At 36.5% G+C, this 26,435-nt stretch carries 27 protein-coding genes; 6 read left to right on the top strand and 21 right to left on the bottom strand.

The window, feature by feature from the left end; all coding sequences use genetic code 11:
* Positions 1–8 precede the first annotated feature (8 nt).
* The 5 genes from ulaA to HNR27_RS01520 all read left to right on the top strand — a co-directional run bounded on the left by ulaA (position 9) and on the right by HNR27_RS01520 (position 4,795).
* Positions 9–1,304 carry a PTS ascorbate transporter subunit IIC gene (ulaA, locus tag HNR27_RS01540; RefSeq protein ID WP_212920482.1) on the top strand — a complete coding sequence of 432 codons (1,296 nt, stop codon included), beginning with the start codon at positions 9–11 and terminating at the stop codon, positions 1,302–1,304.
* Between the two features lie 165 nt (positions 1,305–1,469).
* Positions 1,470–2,462: a phosphotriesterase family protein gene (locus tag HNR27_RS01535; protein ID WP_429338520.1), complete on the top strand. Its 993-nt coding sequence runs from the start codon at positions 1,470–1,472 to the stop codon at positions 2,460–2,462.
* Positions 2,463–2,548: 86 nt separating this feature from the next.
* Complete coding sequence (locus tag HNR27_RS01530) at positions 2,549–3,271, top strand: creatininase family protein (RefSeq protein ID WP_429338519.1); 723 nt, start codon at positions 2,549–2,551, stop codon at positions 3,269–3,271.
* A 79-nt stretch (positions 3,272–3,350) separates the two neighbouring features.
* Complete coding sequence (locus HNR27_RS01525; RefSeq protein WP_429338518.1) at positions 3,351–4,067, top strand: KDGP aldolase; 717 nt, start codon at positions 3,351–3,353, stop codon at positions 4,065–4,067.
* On the top strand, positions 4,067–4,795 hold the full coding sequence (locus HNR27_RS01520) for an SIS domain-containing protein (RefSeq protein ID WP_212920478.1): 729 nt from the start codon (positions 4,067–4,069) through the stop codon (positions 4,793–4,795). Before HNR27_RS01525 ends, HNR27_RS01520 begins: the two co-directional genes overlap by 1 nt.
* Before the next feature lie 152 nt (positions 4,796–4,947).
* On the opposite strand, the gene HNR27_RS01515 is transcribed toward HNR27_RS01520, so the two are convergent.
* The 8 genes from HNR27_RS01515 to HNR27_RS01480 form a co-directional block, all read right to left on the bottom strand.
* On the bottom strand, positions 4,948–5,913 hold the full coding sequence (locus HNR27_RS01515; protein ID WP_429338517.1) for a Gfo/Idh/MocA family protein: 966 nt from the start codon (positions 5,911–5,913) through the stop codon (positions 4,948–4,950).
* On the bottom strand, positions 5,910–6,596 hold the full coding sequence (locus HNR27_RS01510) for a hypothetical protein (protein ID WP_429338516.1): 687 nt from the start codon (positions 6,594–6,596) through the stop codon (positions 5,910–5,912). The genes HNR27_RS01515 and HNR27_RS01510 overlap by 4 nt, the downstream gene beginning before the upstream one ends.
* Before the next feature lie 70 nt (positions 6,597–6,666).
* Positions 6,667–7,734, bottom strand: coding sequence for an ABC transporter permease (locus HNR27_RS01505; RefSeq protein WP_429338515.1), 1,068 nt, complete (start codon positions 7,732–7,734; stop codon positions 6,667–6,669).
* Positions 7,731–9,248: a sugar ABC transporter ATP-binding protein gene (locus HNR27_RS01500; protein ID WP_429338514.1), complete on the bottom strand. Its 1,518-nt coding sequence runs from the start codon at positions 9,246–9,248 to the stop codon at positions 7,731–7,733. Before HNR27_RS01500 ends, HNR27_RS01505 begins: the two co-directional genes overlap by 4 nt.
* Positions 9,249–9,447: 199 nt before the next feature.
* Complete coding sequence (locus tag HNR27_RS01495) at positions 9,448–10,422, bottom strand: ABC transporter substrate-binding protein (protein WP_212920473.1); 975 nt, start codon at positions 10,420–10,422, stop codon at positions 9,448–9,450.
* 60 nt (positions 10,423–10,482) lie between these two features.
* The gene (locus tag HNR27_RS01490; RefSeq protein ID WP_212920472.1) at positions 10,483–11,469 is read right to left on the bottom strand and encodes a Gfo/Idh/MocA family protein; all 987 of its coding nucleotides are present in this window, start codon (positions 11,467–11,469) and stop codon (positions 10,483–10,485) included.
* A 71-nt stretch (positions 11,470–11,540) separates the two neighbouring features.
* A complete protein-coding gene (locus tag HNR27_RS01485) occupies positions 11,541–12,554 on the bottom strand; it encodes a Gfo/Idh/MocA family protein (RefSeq protein ID WP_212920471.1) in 1,014 nt (337 codons plus the stop codon).
* Positions 12,555–12,588: 34 nt separating this feature from the next.
* Entirely contained in the window at positions 12,589–13,575 is a 987-nt protein-coding gene (locus HNR27_RS01480) for a LacI family DNA-binding transcriptional regulator (RefSeq protein ID WP_212920470.1), read from the bottom strand.
* A 173-nt stretch (positions 13,576–13,748) separates the two neighbouring features.
* Between HNR27_RS01480 and HNR27_RS01475 the strand changes: the two genes are divergently transcribed.
* Positions 13,749–14,717, top strand: a complete 969-nt coding sequence (locus HNR27_RS01475) for a sugar phosphate isomerase/epimerase family protein (protein ID WP_429338513.1) — start codon at positions 13,749–13,751, stop codon at positions 14,715–14,717.
* A 252-nt stretch (positions 14,718–14,969) separates the two neighbouring features.
* On the opposite strand, the gene HNR27_RS01470 is transcribed toward HNR27_RS01475, so the two are convergent.
* From HNR27_RS01470 to HNR27_RS01410, 13 genes are all read right to left on the bottom strand, one after another.
* Positions 14,970–15,329 carry a helix-turn-helix domain-containing protein gene (locus HNR27_RS01470; RefSeq protein ID WP_212920468.1) on the bottom strand — a complete coding sequence of 120 codons (360 nt, stop codon included), beginning with the start codon at positions 15,327–15,329 and terminating at the stop codon, positions 14,970–14,972.
* Positions 15,319–16,380, bottom strand: coding sequence for a UDP-glucose 4-epimerase GalE (gene galE / locus HNR27_RS01465; RefSeq protein WP_429338512.1), 1,062 nt, complete (start codon positions 16,378–16,380; stop codon positions 15,319–15,321). The genes HNR27_RS01470 and galE overlap by 11 nt, the downstream gene beginning before the upstream one ends.
* Before the next feature lie 28 nt (positions 16,381–16,408).
* Positions 16,409–17,209 (bottom strand): CDP-alcohol phosphatidyltransferase family protein, encoded by an 801-nt coding sequence (locus HNR27_RS01460; protein ID WP_212920466.1) that lies wholly within the window; start codon positions 17,207–17,209, stop codon positions 16,409–16,411.
* Positions 17,206–18,489, bottom strand: a complete 1,284-nt coding sequence (locus HNR27_RS01455; protein WP_429338511.1) for an oligosaccharide flippase family protein — start codon at positions 18,487–18,489, stop codon at positions 17,206–17,208. The genes HNR27_RS01460 and HNR27_RS01455 overlap by 4 nt, the downstream gene beginning before the upstream one ends.
* 42 nt (positions 18,490–18,531) lie before the next feature.
* Complete coding sequence (locus HNR27_RS01450) at positions 18,532–19,377, bottom strand: hypothetical protein (protein ID WP_429338510.1); 846 nt, start codon at positions 19,375–19,377, stop codon at positions 18,532–18,534.
* Positions 19,378–19,395: 18 nt separating this feature from the next.
* Positions 19,396–20,070: a CpsD/CapB family tyrosine-protein kinase gene (locus HNR27_RS01445; RefSeq protein WP_429338509.1), complete on the bottom strand. Its 675-nt coding sequence runs from the start codon at positions 20,068–20,070 to the stop codon at positions 19,396–19,398.
* Complete coding sequence (locus HNR27_RS01440; protein WP_429338508.1) at positions 20,060–20,797, bottom strand: YveK family protein; 738 nt, start codon at positions 20,795–20,797, stop codon at positions 20,060–20,062. Before HNR27_RS01440 ends, HNR27_RS01445 begins: the two co-directional genes overlap by 11 nt.
* 51 nt (positions 20,798–20,848) lie before the next feature.
* Entirely contained in the window at positions 20,849–22,093 is a 1,245-nt protein-coding gene (locus tag HNR27_RS01435) for an O-antigen ligase family protein (protein ID WP_429338507.1), read from the bottom strand.
* A gap of 42 nt (positions 22,094–22,135) precedes the next feature.
* Positions 22,136–23,146: a polysaccharide deacetylase family protein gene (locus tag HNR27_RS01430; protein WP_429338506.1), complete on the bottom strand. Its 1,011-nt coding sequence runs from the start codon at positions 23,144–23,146 to the stop codon at positions 22,136–22,138.
* A gap of 23 nt (positions 23,147–23,169) precedes the next feature.
* Entirely contained in the window at positions 23,170–24,345 is a 1,176-nt protein-coding gene (locus HNR27_RS01425) for a glycosyltransferase family 4 protein (protein WP_429338505.1), read from the bottom strand.
* Between the two features lie 319 nt (positions 24,346–24,664).
* Positions 24,665–25,435 (bottom strand): tyrosine-protein phosphatase, encoded by a 771-nt coding sequence (locus HNR27_RS01420; RefSeq protein WP_429338504.1) that lies wholly within the window; start codon positions 25,433–25,435, stop codon positions 24,665–24,667.
* A 196-nt stretch (positions 25,436–25,631) separates the two neighbouring features.
* Complete coding sequence (locus HNR27_RS01415) at positions 25,632–25,847, bottom strand: DUF2922 domain-containing protein (RefSeq protein WP_212920457.1); 216 nt, start codon at positions 25,845–25,847, stop codon at positions 25,632–25,634.
* A gap of 47 nt (positions 25,848–25,894) precedes the next feature.
* On the bottom strand, positions 25,895–26,119 hold the full coding sequence (locus HNR27_RS01410; RefSeq protein ID WP_429338503.1) for a DUF1659 domain-containing protein: 225 nt from the start codon (positions 26,117–26,119) through the stop codon (positions 25,895–25,897).
* Positions 26,120–26,435 lie beyond the last annotated feature (316 nt).

Raw genomic sequence — 26,435 nt, 5'->3', positions numbered from 1 at the left:
GAAAAATAATGGATGTAATTTTTTGGATTGCCACAAACATTTTTGGACAAGCAGCAATACTACTTGGTGCAATCGTCCTTCTAGGGCTATTACTACAAAAGAAGAGTGCCAGCCAAGTTATTAGTGGAACCTTTAAAGCCATAATTGGATTTTTAATCATTAGTGCAGGTTCAAGCGTTATTGTTGGTGCATTAACTGTATTTGAACCACTATGGAAAGAGGTTTTCAACCTTTCAGCTGAACCACTTAAAGATTTTATGGGTCAGGAAAAATTCAATGCTAAATTCGGTAGTGCCGTTACTTTGGCAATGACACTTGGATTTATCATTAACGTTATATTAGCTAGATTTACGAAATTAAAATTCATCTATCTAACTGGACACATGATGTTCTGGACAACTACTATTTTTGCAGGAATTGTTGTTCAGGCAGCTGGAGACGTTTCATTTGGTAAACTAGTTATCTTCCTAGCTATCTTTATGGGTCTATACTGGACTATTCAGCCAGCATTAACGCAACCAATCATGCGTAAAATAATGGGAAATGACAATATCGCATTAGGTCATACGTCTGCATCCGTTTCTTTACTTGCAGCACTAGCTGGTAAATTTTTAGGTAACAAAGAAAATGATTCTGAAAAGATCAAGTTACCTAAAGGCTTAGAATTCTTAAGAGACTCTAACGTTATTACAGCACTAACAATGGGATTACTATTCTTAGTCGGTGCAATCATTATTTCCTTTAAGAACACTCCAGGAGCACAGGAACTTGTAGCTGCTGCAGGTGATCAAAACTTTATCGTTTATGCGATTATCCAATCATTCACTTTTGCTGCTGGTATTGCAGTAGTATTACTTGGGGTACGTATGTTTATCGGTGAAATGGTCCCAGCATTTAAAGGGATTGCAACTAAAATCGTTCCAGGTGCAAGACCAGCACTAGATAGCCCAGTTGTATTCCCATTCGCTCCAAATGCTGTTATCTTAGGATTCTTAGGTTCATTTGCAGGAGCATTAATTTGGTTAGTAGTTTTAGGTAATACGGTAAGTTATATCTTCGTTCCAACAATGATCGTATTATTCTTCCACTCAGCTACAGCTGGTGTATTTGGTAACGCTACTGGTGGTGTCCGTGGTGCAATACTTGGTGGATTTATCACATCTACTGTCGTAGCTTGGGGACAATTTATCATGGTTAAAATGTTACTTCCTAATACTGTTCCAGATACAGCGATGTGGGCAGCAGATTCAGACATGTTTATTTTAGGTCCAATTGTTAAATTCTTAGCACAGCTATTATTCTAAAGAATATTAATTGCGGGGAGGTGTTTTTACTTCCCCCTTTCCATTGGTGAATAAATAGGAATGACCCTGATACTTTCATCAATTCTAATTGGGTGTCAGTTTTTTTAGAAAGAAATGCTTACATGATGTTTGAAGACAACAAGAATCTATATAGGAGTGATTGATATGAGTTTTATTAGAACATTTCATGGAGATATAGACCCATCAGAATTAGGTTTTACGTATTCACATGAGCATATTGTTTGCAGACCTCCATATTGGGTAGAGCATGAGGCAGACGACTTACTACTTGATGATAAAGAAAAATCAAAATTAGATGTCTTAGATTTCAAAAATCTAGGCGGACAAGCAATTGTAGATGCAACTGCAATTGACTATGGACGTGATGTTCAAGCAGTAAAAGAAATTGCTGAAGAAACTGGTGTAAAAATCGTTGGTACTGCTGGCTTTAATAAAAGCTTTTTATGGGATGCTAAAATTCCTGAGCGCCTAAAGAACGTTATTGGAGATTATGATACGTACCATGAATGGATCGATGCAAAATCCATCAATGAACTTGCTGATTTTGTAATCAAAGAAATTGAAGAGGGCTTAGAAGGCACTACAATTCGTGGCGGCCAAGTTAAATTTGGTACTGGCTATAACCGAATTACTCCTTTAGAGGAAAAAACATTACGTGCAGTTGCAAGAGCTCATCATGAAACAAAGGCTCCTCTACATTCTCATACTGAGGCAGGTACAATGGGATTAGAACAAATTGAACTACTTAAAAGCGAGGGAGTTAATTTAGAATACATCAGTTTCGGTCATATGGACCGTAACCCAGATCCATATTACCATGAACAAATTGCTAAAACTGGTGCACTTCTTTCATTTGATGGTATTTCTAAAATTAAGTACGCACCGGAAAGCACCCGTATTCAATGTATCTTAGACCTTGTTGAGAAAGGCTATGAGGATCAAATTTTGGTAAGTGGTGATACCGCAAGAAAATCCTATTACAAACACTATGATTTCGGATTAGGTCTTGAGAATATCATTGGTAAATGGGTACCGCGTTTTATAGATGAAGCGAATAAAAAAGGCTTTGACGGCAATAAGCTAATCGATAAATTCTTCGTTCAGAACCCTGCACGTTGCTTTGCATTCAAGAAATAAGGTCACTAAGAAAAGCGTAAAGTACACGGAGTCATCTGTGTATATTGTTTCTATCAAGAAAAATTCAGGCTGGACGGTGAAATTTTATGGAATTCCAATATGAAAACTCCTTTGAAGTAAAGGAAAAAATTAATCAATCCAAAATTGCAATTTTACCTATTGGAGCAGTTGAGGCACATGGTCCCCATTTACCATTAGGAACTGATAATTTACTTGCTGAAAGACTTTCACAAAAATTAGCAGAGCGTGTGAACGGTTTTGTACTACCAACCTTACCATATGGTCAGGTTTGGAGTCTTCGTAATTTTCCTGGAAGTATCAATGTAAGTAATGAATCTCTTATTAGTTTTCTAGTCGATATAGGTGAAAGTTTATTTAAACAAGGCTTCCGAACTTTTGCTATGGTAAATGGTCATTTAGGAAATCAAACAGCATTAAAAGAGGCTGCCAGAGTTCTATATGAAACATGTCCAGAAATGCGCGTGTTCTATTTCTTCTATCCAGGAATGAATAAGGCAGCAGCCGAAGTCCGAGATAAGAAATCGGCACACAATGCCTATTTTCATGCATGTGAAATCGAAACATCTTATATGCTCTATCTAGCTCCAGAATACGTAGACATGAGTAAAGCACTATCAGAAGATCCGATTATCTCTATGGCAGCTGATTTCACCCCAACTCCTTGGGAAGAATTCACAGAAACAGCTGTACTAGGCGATGCTAAACTAGCAACAGAAGATAAGGGTAAATACATTGTTGATATCGCTTTAGAGAATATGGTTAAAATGATTGACGAATTAAAAGGATAAGAGCTGTAATAGAGGGGAAAGGTTGAAACAATCTTTCCCTGTTATACATTAGAAACTTAATAAGAAGGTGTGAGTGGGAATGAACGATAAACTTTATGGGAAATTTTTATTTAACTTTTTAGCTAAAGACCAGAAGAATGCTGAAGCTGTTATGGAAGCTGGAAAAGGCTTTGTCGTACCAGGTATAACGGCCGATAAATTTAATACAGTGGAAGAAGCTGCTGAAAAAGTAAAAGAATTAAAAACGGTAACAAATATGGTTAGTATTGGACTTGGCGGTGGCGGTAACACAGCCAATTGGAAGAAGGTTCTAGAAATTGCAGCTGCTTCAAATCCTGGTCATATCAACCAGCCATTTGAAACAGCAACCTATTCAAAAGGTTATTTAGATGGAAACGGAACCCCAAAGCAATTAGTAAATGCGCTAATTCAACCTACTGGCGAAGTTGGTAAAATCAAATTAGCTAATTCAGGGACAATTCTAGCTGTTGAAGAATTCATGGAAGTTGCTACAGGTTTAGGAATTGAAAGCATCAAAATGATGCCAGTTAAAGGTACACAGCATCTAGAAGAGCTTATCTACGTAACAAAAGTGGCTAGTAAAAAAGGTATTCGTGGTTTCGAACCTGCTGGTGGAATTAGTGCAAGTAATATTAAAGAAATTATCCAAGGTGTGAAGGACATCGATATCGAATTCTTCATGCCACATATTTTCGGTACTACCATTGATAAAGAATCTGGTGAAACAATTCCTGAAAAAGTACAAGAAATCTTAAACGAAGTGGAGGGGTTATAATGATTCATGATTATTTTCATAAAATCAGTGAATTATTAGCAACGGTTGAAAAAGAACAATCAATGAATATGAAGCAAGCTGCTGAGAAGGTTGCAGAAGCCATTCAGCAAGATGGTGTTATCCACTTATTCGGTTGCGGACATTCCCATATCCTAACAGAAGAAGTTTATTATCGCGCAGGTGGGCTTGTTCCAATCCATCCTATCTTACATGAACCATTAATGCTTCATGAAGGAGCTGTTCGCTCTTCCTCCCTAGAACGAAAAAATGATTATGCGAAAACATTTATGGGTGAACAGGACATTCGCAAAGGCGATGTTGTATTTGTCATCTCCACATCAGGAAGAAACCCTGTACCAGTTGATGTTGCGCATATTGCTAAAGAAAAAGGTGCCTACATCATTGGAATTACTTCCATCGAGTATTCTAGCAGTCAACCATCCAGACATACGAGTGGTGAACATCTTTTCGACGCAGTAGATTTAGTCATTAACAATCATGCACCAGTCGGAGATGCGCTCTTATCTCATGACAAAGTAGAAGTCAAATTTGCTCCAAGCTCAACTGTAATTGGTGCAACTATTTTAAATGCAATTCTGGCTGAAGCTGTTGGCATAATGGGAAGCTCCGGATTTACCCCACCTGTTTTTCTAAGTGGCAACATCGAAGGCGCAGACCAGCATAATGAAGAACTAATTAAGAAGTATAGTGACCGAGTTAAACTGTAAAAGAAATTGGGTATCAATTATTCCCAGCTATTACATTTTCTCGACGAAACAGAGTAACCAAGATGAAACCGCATGAAATCATGCGGTTTTTTCTATGTATGCCCTTATTATGGATTTAATCAAACAGCTATATCCATTGCGAAAAGTTAATTCTATCTCGAAAAATTGCAGGCATTTTCATATGCGGTTAGAGCGACTTCTAACGCTTTTAATCCGTCATGACCTGTTATGGTAGGGGATTTTCCTTGTTTAATGCAATTGACGAAGTCTTTTATTAATTCAAAGTCTATATCACTTCCGTATAGGACATGAGTCAAAGATTTCCTTTCATTTGAAAACAGCCGAAAATACTCACCAAAGCCATCTGCTTTCACTGTTTGTTTTGTCCCTATAACTTCAATTGTAGCATCTCCCCAGGTTGGATATTCTGGAAGCCGAGACCAGCTAACATCATGGGAGGCAATGACCCCATTTTCAAATTCTAATGTAAGTAACCCTGCATCGTCTATATCTCCATTTTGAAAAAAAGAATCCAGAATCGCGTCGACCTTAACAACCTCCATACCGAGATACCAGCGCATAATATCAACCATATGTACAGTGTGATCAAGAATAGCCCCACCACCACTTTGTTCCTTATCTACAAACCAACCACCTGGATATTGCCCGCGATTTGTTGAACGAAAAGCAACGATTTCCCCAAGTTCACCGTTGTCAATTAACTGTTTTACTTGTTGAATGGCGGGACTAAAACGCACTGGAAAAGCAATTTGTAAGGTCACTCCACAATCAGCACAAACATCAATCATCGCTTGAGCATCCTCAATAGTAGTTGCAATCGGTTTTTCACACAAAATATGTTTACCTGCCCTAGCAGCATTTATAACCATTTCTTTATGTCGTATATTCTCACTACAAATAATGACTGCATCCATTTCCTCCGCAAGAAATTCCTTTTGGTCCCCAAAATGGATTGTCTCGTATTTGTTTGCTGCCTCCTTTCCACGAGAAACGTCATCATCAAAAATACCAACAAGTTCTGCTTCCTCTAGCTTCAATAAACAATCTGCATAGCTATATGCATGCATATGTGCAAAGCTCATTATTCCAATCTTCACGACTCATCCCCTCCTACTAATGACCGATATCTCTGGAACTCTTCCCATACTAAATCTAACCTTTTTGAACTCTCCAAAATAGACTTTATATCATACTGTAACGTTATTGGATGATATAAACTTGGCTTCACTGGATTCACTTCTTCACTATGAAATTCAATTATTTTCCTAATGCCACTCCATTCAAGCTCAACAAATTCTTTATCAGAAAACGTATAATCAATCTGTGCCATTGTTCCACAAACATAACGAATTAGTACAATAACATGTGCAGGCACTACTCCCAATCGACTGTGCCTTATAACTACTTTCTCTGTTTCTCCGAACATAGAAGCTAGCACACAAAGGTCACTTAAGATAACAGCATTATTCTTCACACTATCTACCATTCTACGTAACCGAAAAACTCCCTTTGGAGTACATTCTTCCAAGATAATCTCCTTTGTCCGTTGGAAAAAGGGGTATTGCATAAGTTCATGATAAGCTTTGACATTATTTCCCTGAATAGTATCTATCACCGTAGCAGGGACATACACATCATATTTTTCTAAGCCACTTAATGAAAGCTTATCTACATCAAGAACCACTATCTCCTTCCCATCCAGAGAAAGAGAATCAACTACTCCAGCTGTTTTTGAGCTAGCAGCAATTCGATTCCATTTTGCAAAAACGACATTCTTCATTCGAATTCCCTCACTATCCACCAAATTAATAGAATAATGGGGCTAGAAATTATTCCCCACCCCATTAAAATTACGCAGTTTTCTCTTTTCTTTGTAATAGCACAGCTACAATTACTATAACTCCTTTAAATGCTTCACGAAGGAAAGGCGGTACACCGAACAAGTTTAATAAATTATTCATTACCGCAATAATGAGCATCCCATACACTGTACCAAGAATATACCCTCGGCCACCAAGCATATTCGTTCCACCAACAACAGCAGCGGCGATTGCATCCATTTCCATCCCTCTTCCAGCATTAGAAAAATCCATGGAACCAATACGTGATACCTGAATAATAGCCGCAATTGACACTAGTAATCCCATTAATGCATATACACGAAGCTTAACCTTATTGACATGAACACCAGAAAGCTTTGCAGCTCTTTCGTTCGATCCAACCGCAATAATCTGTCTTCCAAAGGTAGTACGCTTCGATACATAATAGAGGATTGCCGCAATTATTGCCCAATAAATGATAGGCATAATCATAAGATTACCTATTTTAAAACTAGAAATTTGCAAAAATTCTATAGGCACTGTCGTATTATAGCCTTGTGTAAAATGCTGTGTAACACTTCTAAAAATCATCATTGCACCTAAAGTTGCTATAAACGGTGGTACCATACCTTTCGTAATTGTAATACCAATTAATGCACCCAATGCATATCCAAATGCTAACACCAAAACAATCGTTAGTAGGATAGCTGGGGCACCAGTAATTCCTACCATACCCAAAATACCTTGTGTGCCTGTATCTAATAGGTACATTGCAAATGCACCAGTGACTACTAATGTTGAACCAACTGATAAATCGATTCCACCGGTCATAATGACAAATGTCATTCCTAATGCTACAATTCCAACGCCAGCATTGTTACGTAAAATATTAATCCAGTTACTGGTCCATGCTTGGAACCACTCACCAAAGGAATTAAAATCAAAACCTAAGGTTAATGTCTGTAATACTACCATAATAATAAGTGCAATCAGAATACTAAATAACGGGTCATTTGACCACTTGTTTTTAAACCACTTCGTGAAACTCTTTTTCAAAGGGTTTATATCATCATAGTTTTCTTTCTTATTTGGAATCATTGCTGGTGCACTCCCTTCTCTTCCCCAAGCTCCCCACCAGTTGCTAAGCTCATTATTATCTGTTCATTCATCATCTCATCACGAACCTCACCTTTAATAACTCCATGGTACATGACAAGTGCCCGATCACATACGCGAATGATCTCCTGTGCTTCACTGGATAATACAATAATTGCAATATTTTCTTCTGCTAATTTCAAAATGATATCGTAAATATCTTCCTTCGCCCCGACATCAACACCCTGGGTTGGGTTATCTAGTATAAGCACCTTAGGGTTTGCTGCTAGCCATTTCGATAGGACAACCTTCTGTTGATTTCCGCCTGATAGACTCGTAATGTTGTCCGTCATTTTGTCCATTTTAATCCGTAAAGCTTCCTGTTGTTCTTTAAATAGCTGTTCATGTCTTGTTGTATTGATAATGCCACAGTTAGAAAACATCGGCCAAGTTACTATTGAAGCATTTTCGATTATATTCATATCCTTGATAATGGCATTTTCTTTTCGATTTCTAGGAAGATAGGCAATTCCTTCTTGAATAGCATGGTACGTGTCCTTAATCGTTACTTCTTTTCCTTCTAAAAAAATCTTTCCAGATTCATAGCTATTTGCACCAAATATTGCTTGAAACAGTTCACTACGACCATCTCCGAGAAGTCCCGTTATCCCAACAATCTCTCCAGCATGAATGGAAAAATGAATATCCTTAAAGTGACGATTGTCTGTTAATCTTTCAACTCGTAGAACTTCCTTATCCTTTTCTTGTATGTTGTTTCTTCTTAAGGATTCCGTTCTTACATCAAACCCTACCATATAGCTTGCTAAATCCTTATTTGTCACATCACTTACATTTCCTGTTGAAACTAAAATTCCATCTCTTAAAACGATATATCGATTACAGATTTCCTTTACTTCGTTTAACTTATGCGAAATAAAAATAATTCCAACATTATTCTCTTGTAAGGTTCTCATCATCGCAAATACTCGTTCAATTTCTGTTTCCGTTAATGATGTTGTAGGTTCATCCATAATAATGATAGAGGCATTCATCATCATCGCTCTACAGATTTCTACTATCTGTTTGTAGGAAGCATCCAGATCACGAACCATTGTATTCGGGTCTAGCTTTACATTCATCCGTTCAAATATCTCGACGGTTTTATCATACATTTGCTCTAAATCAAGAATTCCTCTTTTTCTTTTAATCTCCCGACCTAGAAACATATTTTCATAGACAGGTAGATCATTAATTAAGTTTAACTCTTGATGAATAAATGCAATTCCTGCTTCTAAGGAATCAACAGGAGTTTCAAATTGAACCTCCTTATCATCAATTAAAATAGATCCAGAATCCATCCGAACAACTCCACCTAATATGTTCATAAGTGTGGATTTTCCAGCTCCATTTTCGCCAAGCAATGCACAGATTTCCCCACCCTGTACAGAGAAAGTGACATCCTTTAAAACATCATTGCTGCCAAAGGATTTTCTAATCGTATTCATTTCTATTTTCATGTAATCACTTCCAGACTAATTTTAAAGCGAACATTGTAGCAGTTCCTATGTTTGAAAAGAGAGGCTACAGCTAAGCCATAACCCCTCCTTTTGGTGCAATCGAATTAGAAAACTTGGGATTTGCTGATTTAAAATATCTTAAGCTACTTTTCTTAAAAAGTAATCCATTCCCATTAACCAAAGCATCTCTACTTAAGAATTAGTATGGCGATTCAGCATCTAAGAATTCCTTATAATTATCCCTGTCAACTACAGTAGTTGGGATGATGATTTCCTTTTCCACGGACTCACCATTTAGTATCTTAACAGCTGTATCTACAGCATCCTTTACCATTGCTGGGCTATAAAGTGCTGATTGAATCCAAATATCCTCGTTTTCTGGCATCATATTGAAATACTCTTGCATACCCCCACCACCAGTTACTACCTTTATGTCAGTTCTTCCAGCTTCACTAATTGCTTGTAAGACACCAATTGAAGTTTCATCATCCAAGGAATAAACTGCATCGATGTGATCTAAGCTTGTTAAAATATCAGCAAAATCCTTCAAACCATCTTCTCTTGTAAATTGAGTTGCATACGTGTGAAGTTTTAAATCAGGGGCAATCTCCTTTACCGTATCAAGGAAGCCATTCTTACGTAATTCTGAGACGGAACCAGATGAAGGCACTTCTAGAATAACAACTTCGCCTTCCTTTCCAATCTTGTCCACGATATACTTAGCACCTTGAACACCCATATCATAGTTGTCACCAGCGACACGATATACATCAGGTACATCAATAACAATGTCAAAGTTAACCACCTTGATTCCTTCCTCTAAAGCACGTTGGATTGGAACTTCCATCCCTTCCCATTGTGGGAATGCAACAATCGCATCTGCCCCCCAAGTAATTAAGTCATCTAATTGAGATGTCATCTCTGATGCATTACTGCTTGTATAAATTTGATAGTCAATCTCCTTGGATAATTCTTTCGCACGTGCCTCTGCATGATAGGCAACAGCAGCAACCCATCCATGTGTTACAGCCGGTGCTAAAATACCAACCTTGTACTTGTCGCCAGACTTTTCTGACTTCTTTTCACTACTAGATGCATCATCAGAACCACACGCTGCAAGTACAGGAGCTATTAAGAGTACTAGCAGAACTAAAACCTTCAAATACTTTTTCATTACGAAAACCCCCTTAATTTTTTGAATTGATATAGTAAAAAATAATGAAACCAATTGTGATTAAATATACACTTCATGCCCGGTCTCGAGTGATAGATTAATAGCTTCTAATAGTCTAATCACATACTGAACATCCTTTAATGGAATAATCCTATTCTCCCTATTACTTTCCACACAATCTACAAAATACGCTAATTCATTTTGGAAGGCATCCGCCTCCTCGACCTTTACTTCGGTCATCTCCTCATTCTCATATAAAACAAATTGACGACTATTAATACCCTCAATGTTCTCTCCAGCAGTCAATTGGAATTCCAGTGTATTATTTGGAGTTTGTGCTCTAAATGCCATTGTAAATGGATATCCCACTGGCATTCTTTGGGATGCTTCCACAAACGCTTTGACTCCGCTTTTAAAAGTAAGCGTTGTCATTATATGATTCCAAGCTCCGTATTCATTCTGAGAGCCTGCCGCATACACATGCTCAACCTCTCCCAAAAGATAATAAACAAAATCAATATCATGTAAATGAAGATCAAATAATGCTCCACCACTTTTTTGGGGATGTTGAAACCAGGTGCTCCAATTAGGCAATTGCCCTAACCGCCTTGCATGCACAATGTCAATGTTCCTTAGCATATCTGTCTCACTATATTGTTTTATCAGTTGGTATTCCGGCCAAAAACGAAGTACATGCCCGATAAAGAGCCTCACTCCACACTTGTTCACCTCATCATAAATTCTCATCACAGATCTTACCGACAAGGAAAGTGGTTTTTCACAAATAATATGTTTTTTGGCTCTTGCCGCTTTAATGATATATTCCTCATGTAAATATGTAGGTAGACAGATATCAACAATATCTATATCATCACGCATAAGGAAGGTTTCATAATCAGCAATAAAGGTATACTCAGGGAAATGCTCCTCATCTCCTTCTCCATTTCGAGTGCAAATGGCAACTACTTCAGCATTAGAGATTTTTTGATATGCCTCTAAATGGGCTTTTCCAATAAACCCCATTCCTACAAGCCCTACTCGCTGCATGATATCATCCCCAATTCGTTTTTGATTGAGTTTTCATTGATAAATTTAAATGTAAACCATTACATTTAAATTTAACCTTGTTGAGCCAAGATTTTTTCTACTACCTGCAAGGAAGTAATAGCCTCCTTACTGGTTACTGGTGCAGTTTTCCCATGAATAATACAGTCAATAAAGGCATCGATGACACCTGTCTTCATTTGGTTATCATTGGTTTGCATATGTTCGAGCTCATAGTTGATTTTCGTTCCATCTTTCATTTCAATAATAAGCTGCGCATCATGTCGGTGGTAAAGTTTAATAATTCCCTTTTGACAATAGATCGTTGTTGAATTATCTTCAGCTCCATAATAAGTCCAGGAAAATGAAGCCGTCCCTAAGTACCCTTTCTTCGTTCGAAGTATTGCGACTGCATTATCTGGAACTTCAATTGGGTTACCATGCTCGTTTACTTTATCGAGAGCTCCATGAAATGCGTGGACATCTTCTATTTCATCCTCGAGTAACCAATGGATTAAATCTATCTTATGAATTCCTAAATCACCAATAACGCCACTGTATGAACGTTCTTTTTTGAAGAACCATGTAGAATTGGATTTTGATACACTCCAGCTCTCTGGACCTTTATGTCCAAAGGTAGTTCTAAAAGTCAGAACTTCACCTAATTCTTTATTTTTAATCATTTCTCTTGCCTTTTGATGTGCTTTTGTAAACCGTTGGTTATGATCAACCATTAAAATCTTACCTGATTGACGCTCCGCTTCCACTATTTTCATCGCGTGCTCTACGCTTATTGCAAGAGGCTTTTCACAAAGAACGTGTTTTCCATTTAATAACGCTTTTGGTGTATAAAAATGATGCATTTCATTTGACGAGCAATCACTTACAGCTACAATGGAAGGATCATTTAGCAAATCCTCCAGTGTATTAGCTACGCTCCCACCAAATTCTTCAGCAAGCTGCTTAGCTCTACCTTTATTTCTATCGAAAAAAACAATTTCATCAACATGTGGATTTGCTTTATATTCTGGAGCATGGCGGTATTTAGTTATCGAACCACAACCGATAATGCCTACATGAATCCCCATTTGCTCAGACCTCCTAATCGCTTGATAATCTTACCTATTCCATCGTTGACTCCCGAATGATCAATTCATGTTCCAATACTATATTTTCTACATTCTCACCCTTAATTCTAGAGAGGAGCATTTCCGTTGCCTGACATCCCATCATGTACATTGGTTGCGAAATCGTAGTAAGCGTTGGATTGGTCATACTAGAAAAACTTATATTATCAAACCCGACAACTGCAATAGGCTCTGAATCCTTTAATTCCATATTGATCGTTTTCAGTGCACCTATTGCTAATGTATCTGAAATAGCGAAAACCGCTGTTGGTCTATCCTCGTTCTGTAATAACATTCTCATCGCATGTACACCATAATGGAAATCGAGTCCCTTTGTATGGTAAATCCACTCCTCGCGAATCGGTAAGTTATATTCCTTTAATGCCCTCTCATACCCTGTACGGCGTAGTCTTGCATAAAGAAATTTTTCATCGGAGGTAATGAGTGCAACCTTTTCATTTCCAAGTTTTATTAAATGCTTCACTGCTTGGTATGCAGCCAACTCACTATCTACAGTTATGTATGGTATTTCCCCGTTCTCCTCATATTCACTACATAGAATAACTGGATAATGTTCGGCAAGCTCATTCAATTTTTGCATATTGACAGTCGGATCCATCGAGATAACACCATCTGCAAGCTTATTCTTCACCATATTAAAGTAAATATTTTCTCGTTCAGGCTTAGAGTCCGTTTCACAAAGTAGGATATGATAACCACTTGCTATCGCAGTATCCTGAATCCCATTAATAATTTCAGTGTAAAAGGGATTGGAAATATTAGGTAAAAGTACTAATAAGAGACGACTTTCCGAATTTCTTAAATTACGACCTAGCATACTCGGTTCATAATTTAGTTCTTTTATAGCGTCTTCAACCTTACTTCTTGTTTTCGGGCTTACGGAAGTGGCATTATTTAACACCCTGGAAACCGTAGCAATCGAAACACCCGCCCTTTTAGCAATTTGTTGTATATTCGCCATGAAGATTCCTACCTTTTCAAATATGTAATCGATTACAATTTGATTGTAGATTTTAACGAATTATTTGTCAATGATAAATTATGAATAAATTTAGAATACAGTAAATTCATATATTATTTTTAAAAAAATTATGTATAATAAATGTAATGGTTTACATTTAAGGAGGGTTTAGGATGAAATTAGGAGTTTTTACAGTCTTATTTTCAGACAAGAAGCTTGAAGAAATGCTTGATCATGTAGCAGCAAGCGGAATTGAAGCAATAGAGTTGGGTACAGGAGGATATTCAGGAAATACTCATTGCGATGTTGATGAATTATTAGACAATGGGCAAAAACAGAAAGAATTCATGGATAACATTGACAGGCGCGGTTTAATGATTAGTGCACTAAGTTGTCATTCCAATCCACTTCATCCACAGAAAAAAATTGCTCAGGAAGCAGATCAGTTATTCGAAAAGACCGTTAAATTAGCTAGTCAGCTCGGTGTTCCGGTTGTAAATACATTTTCGGGATGTCCTGGTGATCACGAAAATGCACTATATCCTAATTGGCCAGTCTCCCCATGGCCAAACGAGTACCAAGAAATCTTAAAGTGGCAATGGAAGGAAAAAATTATTCCGTATTGGACAGATAAAGCAAATTTTGCCGAGAAGTATAATGTAAAGATTGGTTTAGAGCTTCATGGAGGGTTTTCTGTACATACCCCTGCCACATTATTACAATTACGTGATGCATGTGGTCCAGCTATTGGTGCAAATTTGGACCCAAGCCATATGTGGTGGCAAGGAATTGATCCAGTAGAAGCTATTAAAATACTTGGGAAAGAAAATGCTATTCATCATTTTCATGCAAAAGATACTATAATCGATCAATCGAACCTTAACAGAAACGGGTTAACCGACATGACTCCCTATTCTAATATGCAAAATCGGGCTTGGTACTTCCGGACAGTAGGATTTGGACACGAATCAAAGGTGTGGGCAGACATAATAAGCACACTTAGGCTATACGGATATGACTATGTTGTAAGCATCGAACACGAAGATGGCCTTATGTCCATAAACGAGGGATTCACGAAAGCGATTCAAACGCTAAAACCAATCATGGTAAAAGACTCCATTGATGAAATGTGGTGGGCATAGGTCTTATCTATTCCCGAATGCTATAACATTCTATTGAAAAACCATTTCAGTATATTGTAAGCTGAAATGGTTTTTCCTTTACAATATTTCTATTTTCCAATGAATGACTTTATAAAAGATTCCTATACATAAACAAGTATTAAAGTAGATAATGTTAAAAAGTAGTTATTTGAATGGAGGCTATTTTTGTCGAATATTTCCGAGGAAATAACATGCATCTTGTCATCTTTAGTGAGATGTTACTTCGGTTATTCACTGCTTGATTTCCTCTACTTTCTCTCCAATACCTTTTTCTTGTTGCCATTTGATGAACTCAATTATTGGGAGGAGTTGTTGGATTTTTTCTTTTTGTATTCCTAGTTTTCTTATTTCCTCGATAAATTCGATCCATTCAGTTTCGATTATGTTGCTTTTTGGTGATTTTTCGACTAACGTTGGGATGGTTACGTCTAGTGCTTCTGCTATTTTAATGATTACATGTATAGACGGGTTTTCATTTAAGTGTCGCTCCATATTGCTTAGGTAGGACTTGGAGATATTTGCCTTTTCTGCTAGTTCCGATAAACTGAGTCCTCTTTCCATTCTTACCCTTTTCAGATTTTCACCGATCATTGATAATTACCTCTTTTTCAAAAGACAGGTTATTCCTATGCTTATACCCACTCGGATTTGCCTTTTGCCACCTCCAGGTATCCTCACACATTGTATTTATATCTTTCTCAGCTGCCCAACCGAGTTGATTCTTTGCCTTGGAAACATCTGCAACACAAAAAGCGATATCTCCCTTTCTGCGAGGCTTTATTTGATAATTAATTCTTTTTCCAGATACTCGCTCAAATGCTTGAATCATCTCCATGACACTATAACCTTTACCCGTACCAAGATTAAATGTTTCAAAGCCAGTAGTATCCATTGTACGCTTAAGCACTTCTTTATGCCCTTTTGCTAGATCCCCTACATGGATATAATCTCTGATCCCAGTTCCGTCCTTTGTTGGATAATCATTTCCATACACAAATAGAGTCGAAATATTACCGACTGCAACTTCCGCTATATATGGAAGAAGATTCGTCGGTACACCTTTTGGATCTTCTCCAATTAACCCACTATCATGTGCACCTACTGGATTAAAGTATCGTAAAATACTAACACTCCACATAGGGGAAGAATGATATAATCCTCGAAGCATATCTTCAATTATTTGCTTTGTATGACCATACGGATTAATTGCTCCAAGTGGATGGTTCTCAGATATTGGCATATGATCATTAGTTGGTGCGTAAACCGTAGCAGAGGAACTAAATACTAGCTTCTTAACATTAAAAATCTCCATGACTTCACATAAATTAATCGTACCTGTTATATTATTGGCATAGTATTTTAACGGGGATGACGTCGATTCGCCAACGGATTTAAATCCTGCAAGATGAATAACCGAATCAATAGACTCCTTAGAAAATATCCGCATTAAATTCATTTTATTATTTAGATCAACATTGTAGACACGTAATGTTCTTCCAGTAATTTTCTGAACACGTTTTAATGCTTCAGGGCTACTCGTAGAAAAATTGTCCAAAACAATTATGTCATAGCCTGATTCAAGTAATTCAATACATAGATGACTTCCTATATAACCAGCACCACCCGTAACAAGAACAGCCAAATGATCACCACCCATCCCTTATGTACAATTAATTTTTATACACGGTTAATCGCTCAAGTACTTCACTAAGATTATTTTCCCAACGGTTTATATTTGCTCGGACATAGATCATACCGATAATATCAACGAACGCCAAGAACACGGTGAAATAATATTGTTTATCAAATATCAACATATCCAATAGGATCATGAGATAGAAAAAATCATTCATAAGTATAGTAGTTATCCACTTTCTTACGGTTGATTTAAAGTGGTTGGTCGTATGCTGTTTTTTATAATCCCTATTTTTATGTGATTCATAATTATAGGTAATCGTGTTATGATAAACAGCCTGCCTAATAAATAACGCCTCTACATCCTTCTGTGAAATATCGAATGGTGATAGCTCACTTAATAAGCCAACAATGAGAAAAATGATTAAGTAGGCAATTTGATTACTTGTTTCGTAAAATGCAAAACCAATAATAAAGAAATATAAAGGGTGGCAAATATTATGAACTAATCTATCAAAAAAGACCCCCTTTATTGAAGCAGTTTTCTTGATTCTTGCTATATTTCCATCCACAGAATCAAGGGAAAGCGTAAAAAATGAAATCAATAACGAAATAAATAGAAACAATAGGTTAAAGGAAACAATTGCATAATAAAGCATGCCAGCAGCTAGTAGATTTAATGGCAGCATACTCAAAGTAACAAAATTAGCGGAAATCGATGGGAAGAGCTTTAAAATTACCCAGGTTAACATAGCACCGGATTTTCTTTTTAAAACCGTATAATAATTATTCGCTTCATCCTTTTTCATGTGCCGTATAACGTCCTTATATTTCAATATGACACCTCCTCAAGTAACGTGGACTCCTTTCTTTTATTTCCTAACTCGGGTTTATCTTTCTTAACAATACTGATTAAGACGATAAGTAAGCTAAAAGCTTCAATAAACGATGACAATATCACAGCCAGTGCAGCACCAATTACACCAAATAGCGGGATGAAAATAATACAACCAATCACACTAACGAAGACCCATAGAGCCGCTAGATATGGCTGAGATTTAAAATGTCTTGTTGCAATAATTGCTGTACTCAGGAACGTTGACGGGTAATTAAAAATCCCTGCAATCATAAGAGCTATAAATAGCCCAGTATAAGCTGCATACGAAGGAGTATAAATAAGGGTTAACAATATATCCCCAAATACATAAGCAATAAAAAGCACACCTAATCCCATAAGAAGCCCTAAGCCAATTAATATAATAAGCAGCTTCTTATAACCACTTTTGTCTTCTATCTGATATAAGACCGCAAGTCTAGGAGCTGCTGGTTGTTTGAGTGAATTTGCTACTCGGTTTCCTGCTAACAAAATATAATAAAGAGCAACAAAATACCCTAGCTCTTCTTTACCTAAAAAATGTTCAATGAAGTAACTTGGAATATTCGTATTAAAAGAGGTTAATAGCCCCATAAACCCTAATGGTATAGTTAATTTCGTTAACTCTTTTATCTTAGGCAAATGAAAGCTAATTTTAATAGCTGTATATTGTTTTGCAATTCGCCCATCATAGAAAAGTAGTATCAGTGTCCAAACTAATAGTTGACCAATAATAGCTAAAATTAGATCCTGAGTACTATATAAAATGATTGCAAATACGATAACCGTTAAAACCCCTTTAATAATATTTGAAATGGTGCAAAAATCCATCCGTTCATGTTTTTGTAATAAACCATGAAATATATCACTTACTGCTTCTGGTAATTTTGCCAAACCAATTAAAATAATTATCATAGAGGTATGAAATTCATATCCAAAAAGGAGAACAATCAGTATAAAAATAATGAGGGAAATGATAGTAGAAAAAATTCTCGTGCCTAAATAATGCTCAAATTGAAAGCTAGTTTTAGCGTCTGTAACAAGGGAAAGTCTAAGCTTCATGTCAGTAAGCATAACAACAGGAGCAGTTATTGCTAACCCAAGGGCATATTGCCCGACCATTTCTGGAGTACCTAACTTAGCGATTACAATTAATAGAAGCCATTGTGTAACTGAGTATATAATACTGCCGGCTAACGTCCAGGCAATATTCTTTTTCAATGATAGTTTTTTTAATACCACATCGTTCCCCTCAATCACTTTAAAATAGGATTCGATAAATTATTACGTTTTCTTCGTAACATATGTCCGGTTGTTCTCTAATCTTCTCGCCCTCAAAAATTCAGATCGTTTCCTCATTTTTAACCAAAATACGAAGACTACTAGTCTCCCAATCATGGACTGAGGATAAATCCTTTTATCAACATCCACTTCTTCTCCACCAAATTCCTTTTTGAATCGATTTATATGATTTTCCCCATCTGTACTTGCATGAACAAACAATCCCCCAAAGTCAAACCATATTAGACCCATTCTTTTAAAGCTTCTCATGTCCTGCCAGTGGAGATATCGATTCGCTCTACCAATCTTATTACGAATCTCCCCATTATGAAATCTGGCAGATGCGGAATATAAAAGGGAGCAATAGCCTGTTACTTTTACATACGCATGATAGCAAAGAACCGTAGCATCTTCGTCTGTGGCATATGAAATAATAAGCGCTTCTTTATCTCTTAGACTCTTTAATCTTCCATAGTTTGCCTTTGGTAATTTCTTTTGCGCTGCAAATTGATCGAAAAATTGTTTAAACTCCCAAATTTGTTCATCTGTCGGAGCCGTTAATTCATGATAGTTAATAGAATCTCTTTTCTCAGCACGATTAATCTTATATCTAGCATTTTTATGTATATCCGAAAAAATCTCATTTTCTGTTCGATTCAAATTAATTACTAATGTTTTACCAAAGCTATGTAAAAAGCCTTTTGGAGATACATGTTTCACACTCTCTCTGTTCGGAAACAACACCTCTTGTGCAATAATAATGTCTACTTCCCTTTTGTGTTCAATATTAGTAGAACCATATAGATCCATCATGTGAATGAATCCGCGCTTATAATGAACCTCTACCATGTTTAACTAACTCCTTTTCTATTGATAATAATAAGAGCCCTTTGGTTGTTTTTTTCCATTCAAAACCGCTCCAATTATATTTGCTCCAGCAAAGGTTAGTTGCTCCTGCACCCTTTTTACTTCCTTCATATCATTTTTCTTTGCCCGGACAACTAGTAGCAATCCATCACATTTACTAGCTACTAATGTAGGATCTGTCACAATTAGTACTGGTGGTGTATCGAAAATAACGATATCATATTTCTCTTTAACTGCTTGTATAAACTCACTCATTTGAATAGACCCTAATAATTCTGATGGGTTAGGGGGTACAATACCGCTGGTAATAATGTCTAGATTGGGATACGCACTGTGTATGATAGTATGTAGAGTTTTTTGTCCAATTAAATAATTACTAAGTCCATATCTATTTTCTAGCCAAAATACATGATGAACACTTGGCTTTCGCAAATCAGCATCTACTAATAAGACCTTTTTTCCTTCCTGACTAATAACAACAGCAAGATTAGATGCAGTCATCGTCTTTCCGTCACCAGAGCTAGGCGACGATACAGCAATAGTTCGTAATTCTTTATCAATAGAGGAAAAATAAATATTTGATCTTAAGCTACGAAATTGTTCTAGACCCTGTTTGTTTTTATTTTCTATTGTCATTAGACTACCTCTAGCAGCTTTCAAATTTTTACGCCTCAAGGCTCCTCTCCTCCTTAGCAAAATCATTATGTGCTTCTCTATTTCTTTGCGTTGTTCTGGCCATTTTCGAAATGACTCCTAGTACGGTTATTCCTAGTACCTCGATATCGCTTTCTAGCTTTACCTTTGTATTTAAAAATTCTAGAAGGAATACTAATCCAACACTCGTTGCTGCTCCTATTATTCCTGCGATAATCATATTAATAAATGGCCTAGGAAACACAGGGTCCTGTGATAAGACTGGGTTTGCCTCTGATAAGACAAATACATTTTCGATATTCATTATAGAAGGAATTGTATTCTTGAACTGAGTAACAATCACATTAGCAAGCTCGGCCGCTTCCTCAGGGGTGTCAGCCAAAGCAGAAACACTCACTACTTGAGAGTTTTCATTACTAATGACTTCAATTTTTTTCCCTAGTTCTGTTGGGGTAAGACTTAGATTTAATTCGGTAATAACCTTCTCCAGAATAAATGGGCTCTTCATAATTTCGGTATATGTATTGATCAACTCTAAGTTTGTCTGGATCTCATTTACACTAAATGGAATCGAATCACTTTGTTGTTGATTGACGATAAATTGTGAGGATGACTTGTATGTAGGTGTCAGGAGATAGAAGCTGATAATTGCAGCAATCACGATAAAACCAATGGTTAGAGCTGCGATTAGTACGATGCGTTTTTTTAGTAGTTGAGCAATATCTTGAATAGTAAGGGTATCTTTCACAATTTCACCTCCATTTTCTCTACAATAGGGTCAGCTGACATGATAGTTTGTCTACTGGTTTGTATATGGTATATATGATTTGTCTACGACTACATAGGAAATTGCTATAAATAACCAGATAAAACGGATATTTTCAATATTGATTGATAATGCCTGAATGGCTACTGCAATTAATCCTATCAGTAAATAGAAATACTTCTTTTCTCCATAGCTAATGAGCCCCACTATTAATTTTGTAATGAGATATACCGGGAACCAAATAAAAGCACTAAACCCGATTATCCCCGTTTCCGATAAGAAAGAAAGATAGGTATTATGTGGGATGTTCGTTAAGGAATATCCAAAAACCTCAGGTGAATAGGAAATATATTGACCAATTCCTACCCCAAGAAAAGGATTTTTTGCCCACATTTCAAGTGCAGACTTCCATAAAAAAATTCGGTAAGACGTTCCATCTCCATTGGATCCTATATTTGACACTCTCTCTATCGCAAAGCTAATAACATCAGATGTGGAATGGACCCAATACATTACAGAAGAAAATATGCCAATAACACAGATAAACAAAATTAATTCCTTAATTCTCCCTGATATGAAGCATAGATACAAAACAAAGCTTAGACCAAGCATAATACTCAAAGTTCCACCACGTGATGCTGTTGAGAATAAAGCTACTAACACAATAACCATGGAAGGATTAATCACCGTTCTTTTTTGTAAATAGATGGAGGAAAGAGCGATAATAGAAAAAGAAACAATTAAGTATAAGGCTGCTAAATTTGGATCATTTAATGTTGCCTGTGCACGTCCATCTAAGGTTAGCCCGTTATCAATACCCATTCGATATAAAATAACACTTCCAATACAAATAATAGAAATCGCGATTGCAGTATATTTCCACCAGCGAAGAATATGTTGTAGCAATGCTTCTTTATATTTTTCCAAAAAAATCAAGAAAACAATTATGTATAAAAAGTTAATGGTTAACTTTACTACTGAGGATATACCATAGGGAATATCAACGAATATATTCGTAAAGTAATTCACCATGCTTAAGATACAGCAATAAATAAGCAGTAGACTGTACAAGATAATGAGGTAATATTTTCTTATAACAATCGCTATAATCGCGTTATTTTCTTTATTTGCGATTAACCAAATGAGAATGGCAACCATCAACATATCACCATAAGACACATTCCATTCAATGATTAAATTCAAATGAAACATAAACGGTATACAACAAATTAGGAGCCCGATTAAGAATAGATCAATTCTCCGTATTAACAAATGCATTTGGTAACACCACGTTTTAAATTATTTTCCAATAGGTTCACCTTAAAACAGCCTTAATTCTGATAAACGCTTCAATTTACTTCTTACTTTCTCACTGACCTCTTCCATTGTTAAGCTCTCCATGCCATATTGCTTCTTTAGCATGAGAAAATGGTCCAAAATGGCGTCTAACATTTGCATATTTTCCTCTATGTGTACACCAAAATTATGCGGATGCCACCAAAGATGATACAGGCCACCCTCTATTGCTGCCTTTGTCATGCTATCCTTTATTCTTTTTAATTTTAATCTTTCAAGAGAACGAAATCGTTTGGAATATGGTCTAAGGAATCGACTAGATGGAACATTTATGAGTTTCGATTCTCGTGTTAACTCGGTAAAAGAATAGGTATGGTCCCCAGTAATATTCATGTAACTGTCAAGAAGTCTAATAGCTCGCTTCAATCCCCCGTCCTCACCTGGCATTGCCCGATATAACCAATGCCTTTCACAGCCTCTATACGCAGTTATTTGATGTTTTTCACATATCTTTAAATAGGCGGAATTCACTTGATTTCGGGGGAAAACAAAGGATTTAATCGTTTTATTTTTTCTCTTTGCTACATGTATTGCTTGCATTAAATCCGCTTCAAAATCTTGAATGGTTTGCCCTTTTTCTAAGCAATAATAATGACTGAAAGTATGTGTTGCAATTTCCTGATTTTCATGTTCACTAATGAGCCCAACTAAAGAGGAGCCAAAATGGACCGGATCAACGAATTCATTTTCACCGATACTCTTTAAATGTAAATAGGAAGAAAGCTTCTCATTATCATAGTTTGGTAGACTCTTGGGAATATCCTTTAATAAAGCTCGCTTATTCGAATAAAATAAGAATCCAACAATTGCCCATGTTGCATGTATCTCATTTTTATTAAATCTTTCTAGTAGCATAGGTATTACCTTTCTTGCACCAAGTAAATTATCCTGATATCTTTCTAATGGTAAACAGTCATGAACCCCCCAATTTAATTCAAAATCCAAGGATATTACTAATATGCCTTTAGTATTCACATCATCACCACCAATTTTTTACATTAAGGAAGTTGCTTGAGATCACTTTGCCTCTCATATACTACTCCCCTTGCCATTGGATATAGGGATGCTTCATAAACTGTCTGCAACTCCTCTAAAATGATGCGCAAATCAAACCTCTCAAGGATCTTTTTTCTACCTGCCCTCCCCATAGTTTGTCGTAAGTTTTCATCTTGAATCAAGGTTAGACACGAAGTCATCAGATCAATCGGACTTTGTATTGGGATGATAAAACCATTTTCACTTTGGACAAGATCCCTATTTCCACGAATATCCGTTACAATTAACGGAATTTCCATTGCCATCATTTCCATGACAGATTTCGGCAGGCCTTCCCGAATCGAAACTAGTAAGCCAATATCTGTAATACTCAAAATATCTTCTATATCTGTTCGATATCCTAAACAACGAATATACGGTTCTAGATTTCTACTCTGGATTTCATTTTGTATCTCATCTTTTAATGGTCCATCCCCAAGTAGTAGAAATATAAACTCCTGATTATATTCCTTTAATTGTTCTGCAGCCAAAACAATATCAATCTGACGTTTATTAGAATTAAATTCTGCCAAATGAGTAATTACCTTTTTATGTCCATCTATGTGGAGCCTTTCTTTTATGCTACTTTTCATAGAGTTGGTATACTTTTCCGGATTAAATACTGATGAGTCAATACCTACGCCGTTTATAAAGTAAATTTTGTCCGGTGGAAATATCTCTTTAGCCTGCAAATAGTCTTCCTCGTTGATAACGATTAGCTTTGTTGTTTTTCTCTCCATTACACGCTCAATAGTTAAATAAAGCCAATTACTTATCCGAGAACCATTATCGTGAAAATGAAACCCATGTGCCGTATAGATTACTGGTTGCCCCTTTTGTGCAGCTAGTCTAACTAAAAAAGAAGCAATTGGTGTATGCACGTGAATAAGATCATATTCCATTTGCTTTAGCAGCTTTCTTAAAGAGAAATAGACTTTTGCATTATCAAAAGGATTGAGGTTTCTCTGGAAGGGTATATGGTGAAATGTAACCCCTGGTAATGCTTTTTCCAAACTTTTCACGTCAGTTACGGCAGTAGCGACAGATACCTCAAATCCCATATTCTGTAGTAGTCTGATATGTGGAATAAAAAAAACCTTAATGATACGATCTGTATTCGTAACGACTAAACACTTCAACTCTTACTTCCTCCCCCCTTCTATTGATTTGTATGGATAGTATAAGGGCATCTAACCCTCCCTCACATCACTCCATCGACGACTTGCATCTAAGGTCTATTTCAACCCACAGAATGACCGAGTGCCTACTTTGATAACGGTTTTGTAGACATGACCAGTGTGTACTCCTTTTTATTGTTCACTATATAGAACGTTATGTTTAAAAAAAATATTTCGAAAGTAAAATATTAAAATAACTCGCGAATAATGTTCATTATAAAGAACATAATAACATCATAAACGATAAAAGGATTGGTGACAAGTAATTTTTTACAATCGATTAAGGAAAAATTTTAAAAATACTATTTTTCTTTTTAACAAGAAGTGGCTCTATGCGATGAACATATTGATTTTCAAGTAACAGCTGTGGATTTTCCATGAATGTATAATAGACATCCCATCCAAATTCCTTCCTTACGAGTTGAAATGCTTCCTGCAAAATAAATCTTCTTGAGGAAGTATTATGTGCATCTGAGGCAATAAAATGTGTTAAATGGTGCTCAATGAGCTGATAGGATAACTGTTGCGTCTTCTTTCCAAATCTACCTGTCAGACTTGCAGCAGTAATCTGTGTAAGGGCACCTTTTTTGACAAAATCATAAAGAATGGACGGATGCTCAGCTATTTGTTGATTTCGTTCAGGATGAACAATAATAGGCATGAAACCGGCAATTTGTAAATCAAATAATAGTTTATCAGCATAACGAGGAACTTCAAAAGAAGGAAATTCAACTAAAATATACGATGTATCTTGTAGGGGTGCTATGATATCTTCATTTAGCTCTGCCATAAAATCAGCATGTATTCTCGTTTCCTGCCCAACTAGTATAGTAAGTGGAATATTAAGATCCTGTAAACAATTCCTGAATTGCTTTACCTTGTTTACGATATCTTGTTTTTTATTCATATAATACCCGTTTTGATGATGTGGCGTTGCAAAAACTGTGTGGATTCCTTGCTCAACCGCTGCACGTGCCATTGCAAGACTGTCTTCCATGGTCTTGGCACCATCATCAATACCAGGAAGAATATGTGTGTGAATATCAATCAATTCTCTCACTTCCTTATTCCATAGTTAGTAAAGGAGGGTCTAGCACCAGCAGTTCTTTTTACTATTATCTATTAATATGACACGAAATTTCAAACTATATCAAGTTTTTCGATAATAAAATCAGACTCATTAAACTATATCTGCATATGTAAAGGGGGCACCACTAGGATAGCACCCATGATAACCCCCTTTCGTCTTAAATGATTTCAATATCCTGAACATTATTCTCTACTAGACGTGCACCCTTTTTCGCGACTAAATCACCACCACTAGTTGAAAAAGCGTTTTGTTCAAGAATAACATCCATTGCACTTGTTACCGCAACCGGATCCACTGGCTCAATTGGTTCTTCCAAGGAATACGTAACAATCTTTCCTTCTTCATTCTCAAACTTTAGTTCTAGTCTTTTCATAACTCTCCCTCCTTTCCACTTCTTACTTTTACAGCTTCAACACCCTTCTAAGCCTGGCGAATATCTGAGCTATCCTTACGCTCGATGATATTTAATGGGCGTTGCTGTAATCCAGCAAAAGCATTAGCAATTGCATATAATTGATCTGCAGTTGCACTTGTCTTCACACCATTGAAGCTCTTTACTTTATAAATAGGTTCACCAGAGGATGGATCATTCCCATCATAAAGTACTAAGCGCAGCTGCGTATTCATTAAATCAGCTACTGCCATTCTTAACACCTCCTTTCATCCCTATAATCGAAAGAATGACGACTAAGGTGGCGAAGGGAAGAAAAGCGTGTAGTGTTCTTTCTTTGTTAAGCTGAAACGTTACAATGAACATCATTTTTTTTGCTAAGTAATGCCCGAAGAAATTCGTAATTCTTCATTTTGATACAGATTTACTTTCTAAATGATGCATAGAGATCTGCTATGCATCTTTTCGTTTCAAATTTCTCTTCAAAATGATGTATAGAGACCTGCTATAATTCATCTCGTTACAAATATTTCTCCAAAATGATACATAGAGATCCGCTATGCATCTTTT

It is taken from the genome of Ornithinibacillus bavariensis (assembly GCF_050433565.1).
In the GTDB taxonomy this organism is placed as follows: Bacteria; Bacillota; Bacilli; order Bacillales; family Amphibacillaceae; genus Ornithinibacillus; species Ornithinibacillus bavariensis.
The sequence above is the reverse complement of the archived record's forward strand: the minus strand, read 5'-3'. Positions and strand labels throughout refer to the sequence as shown.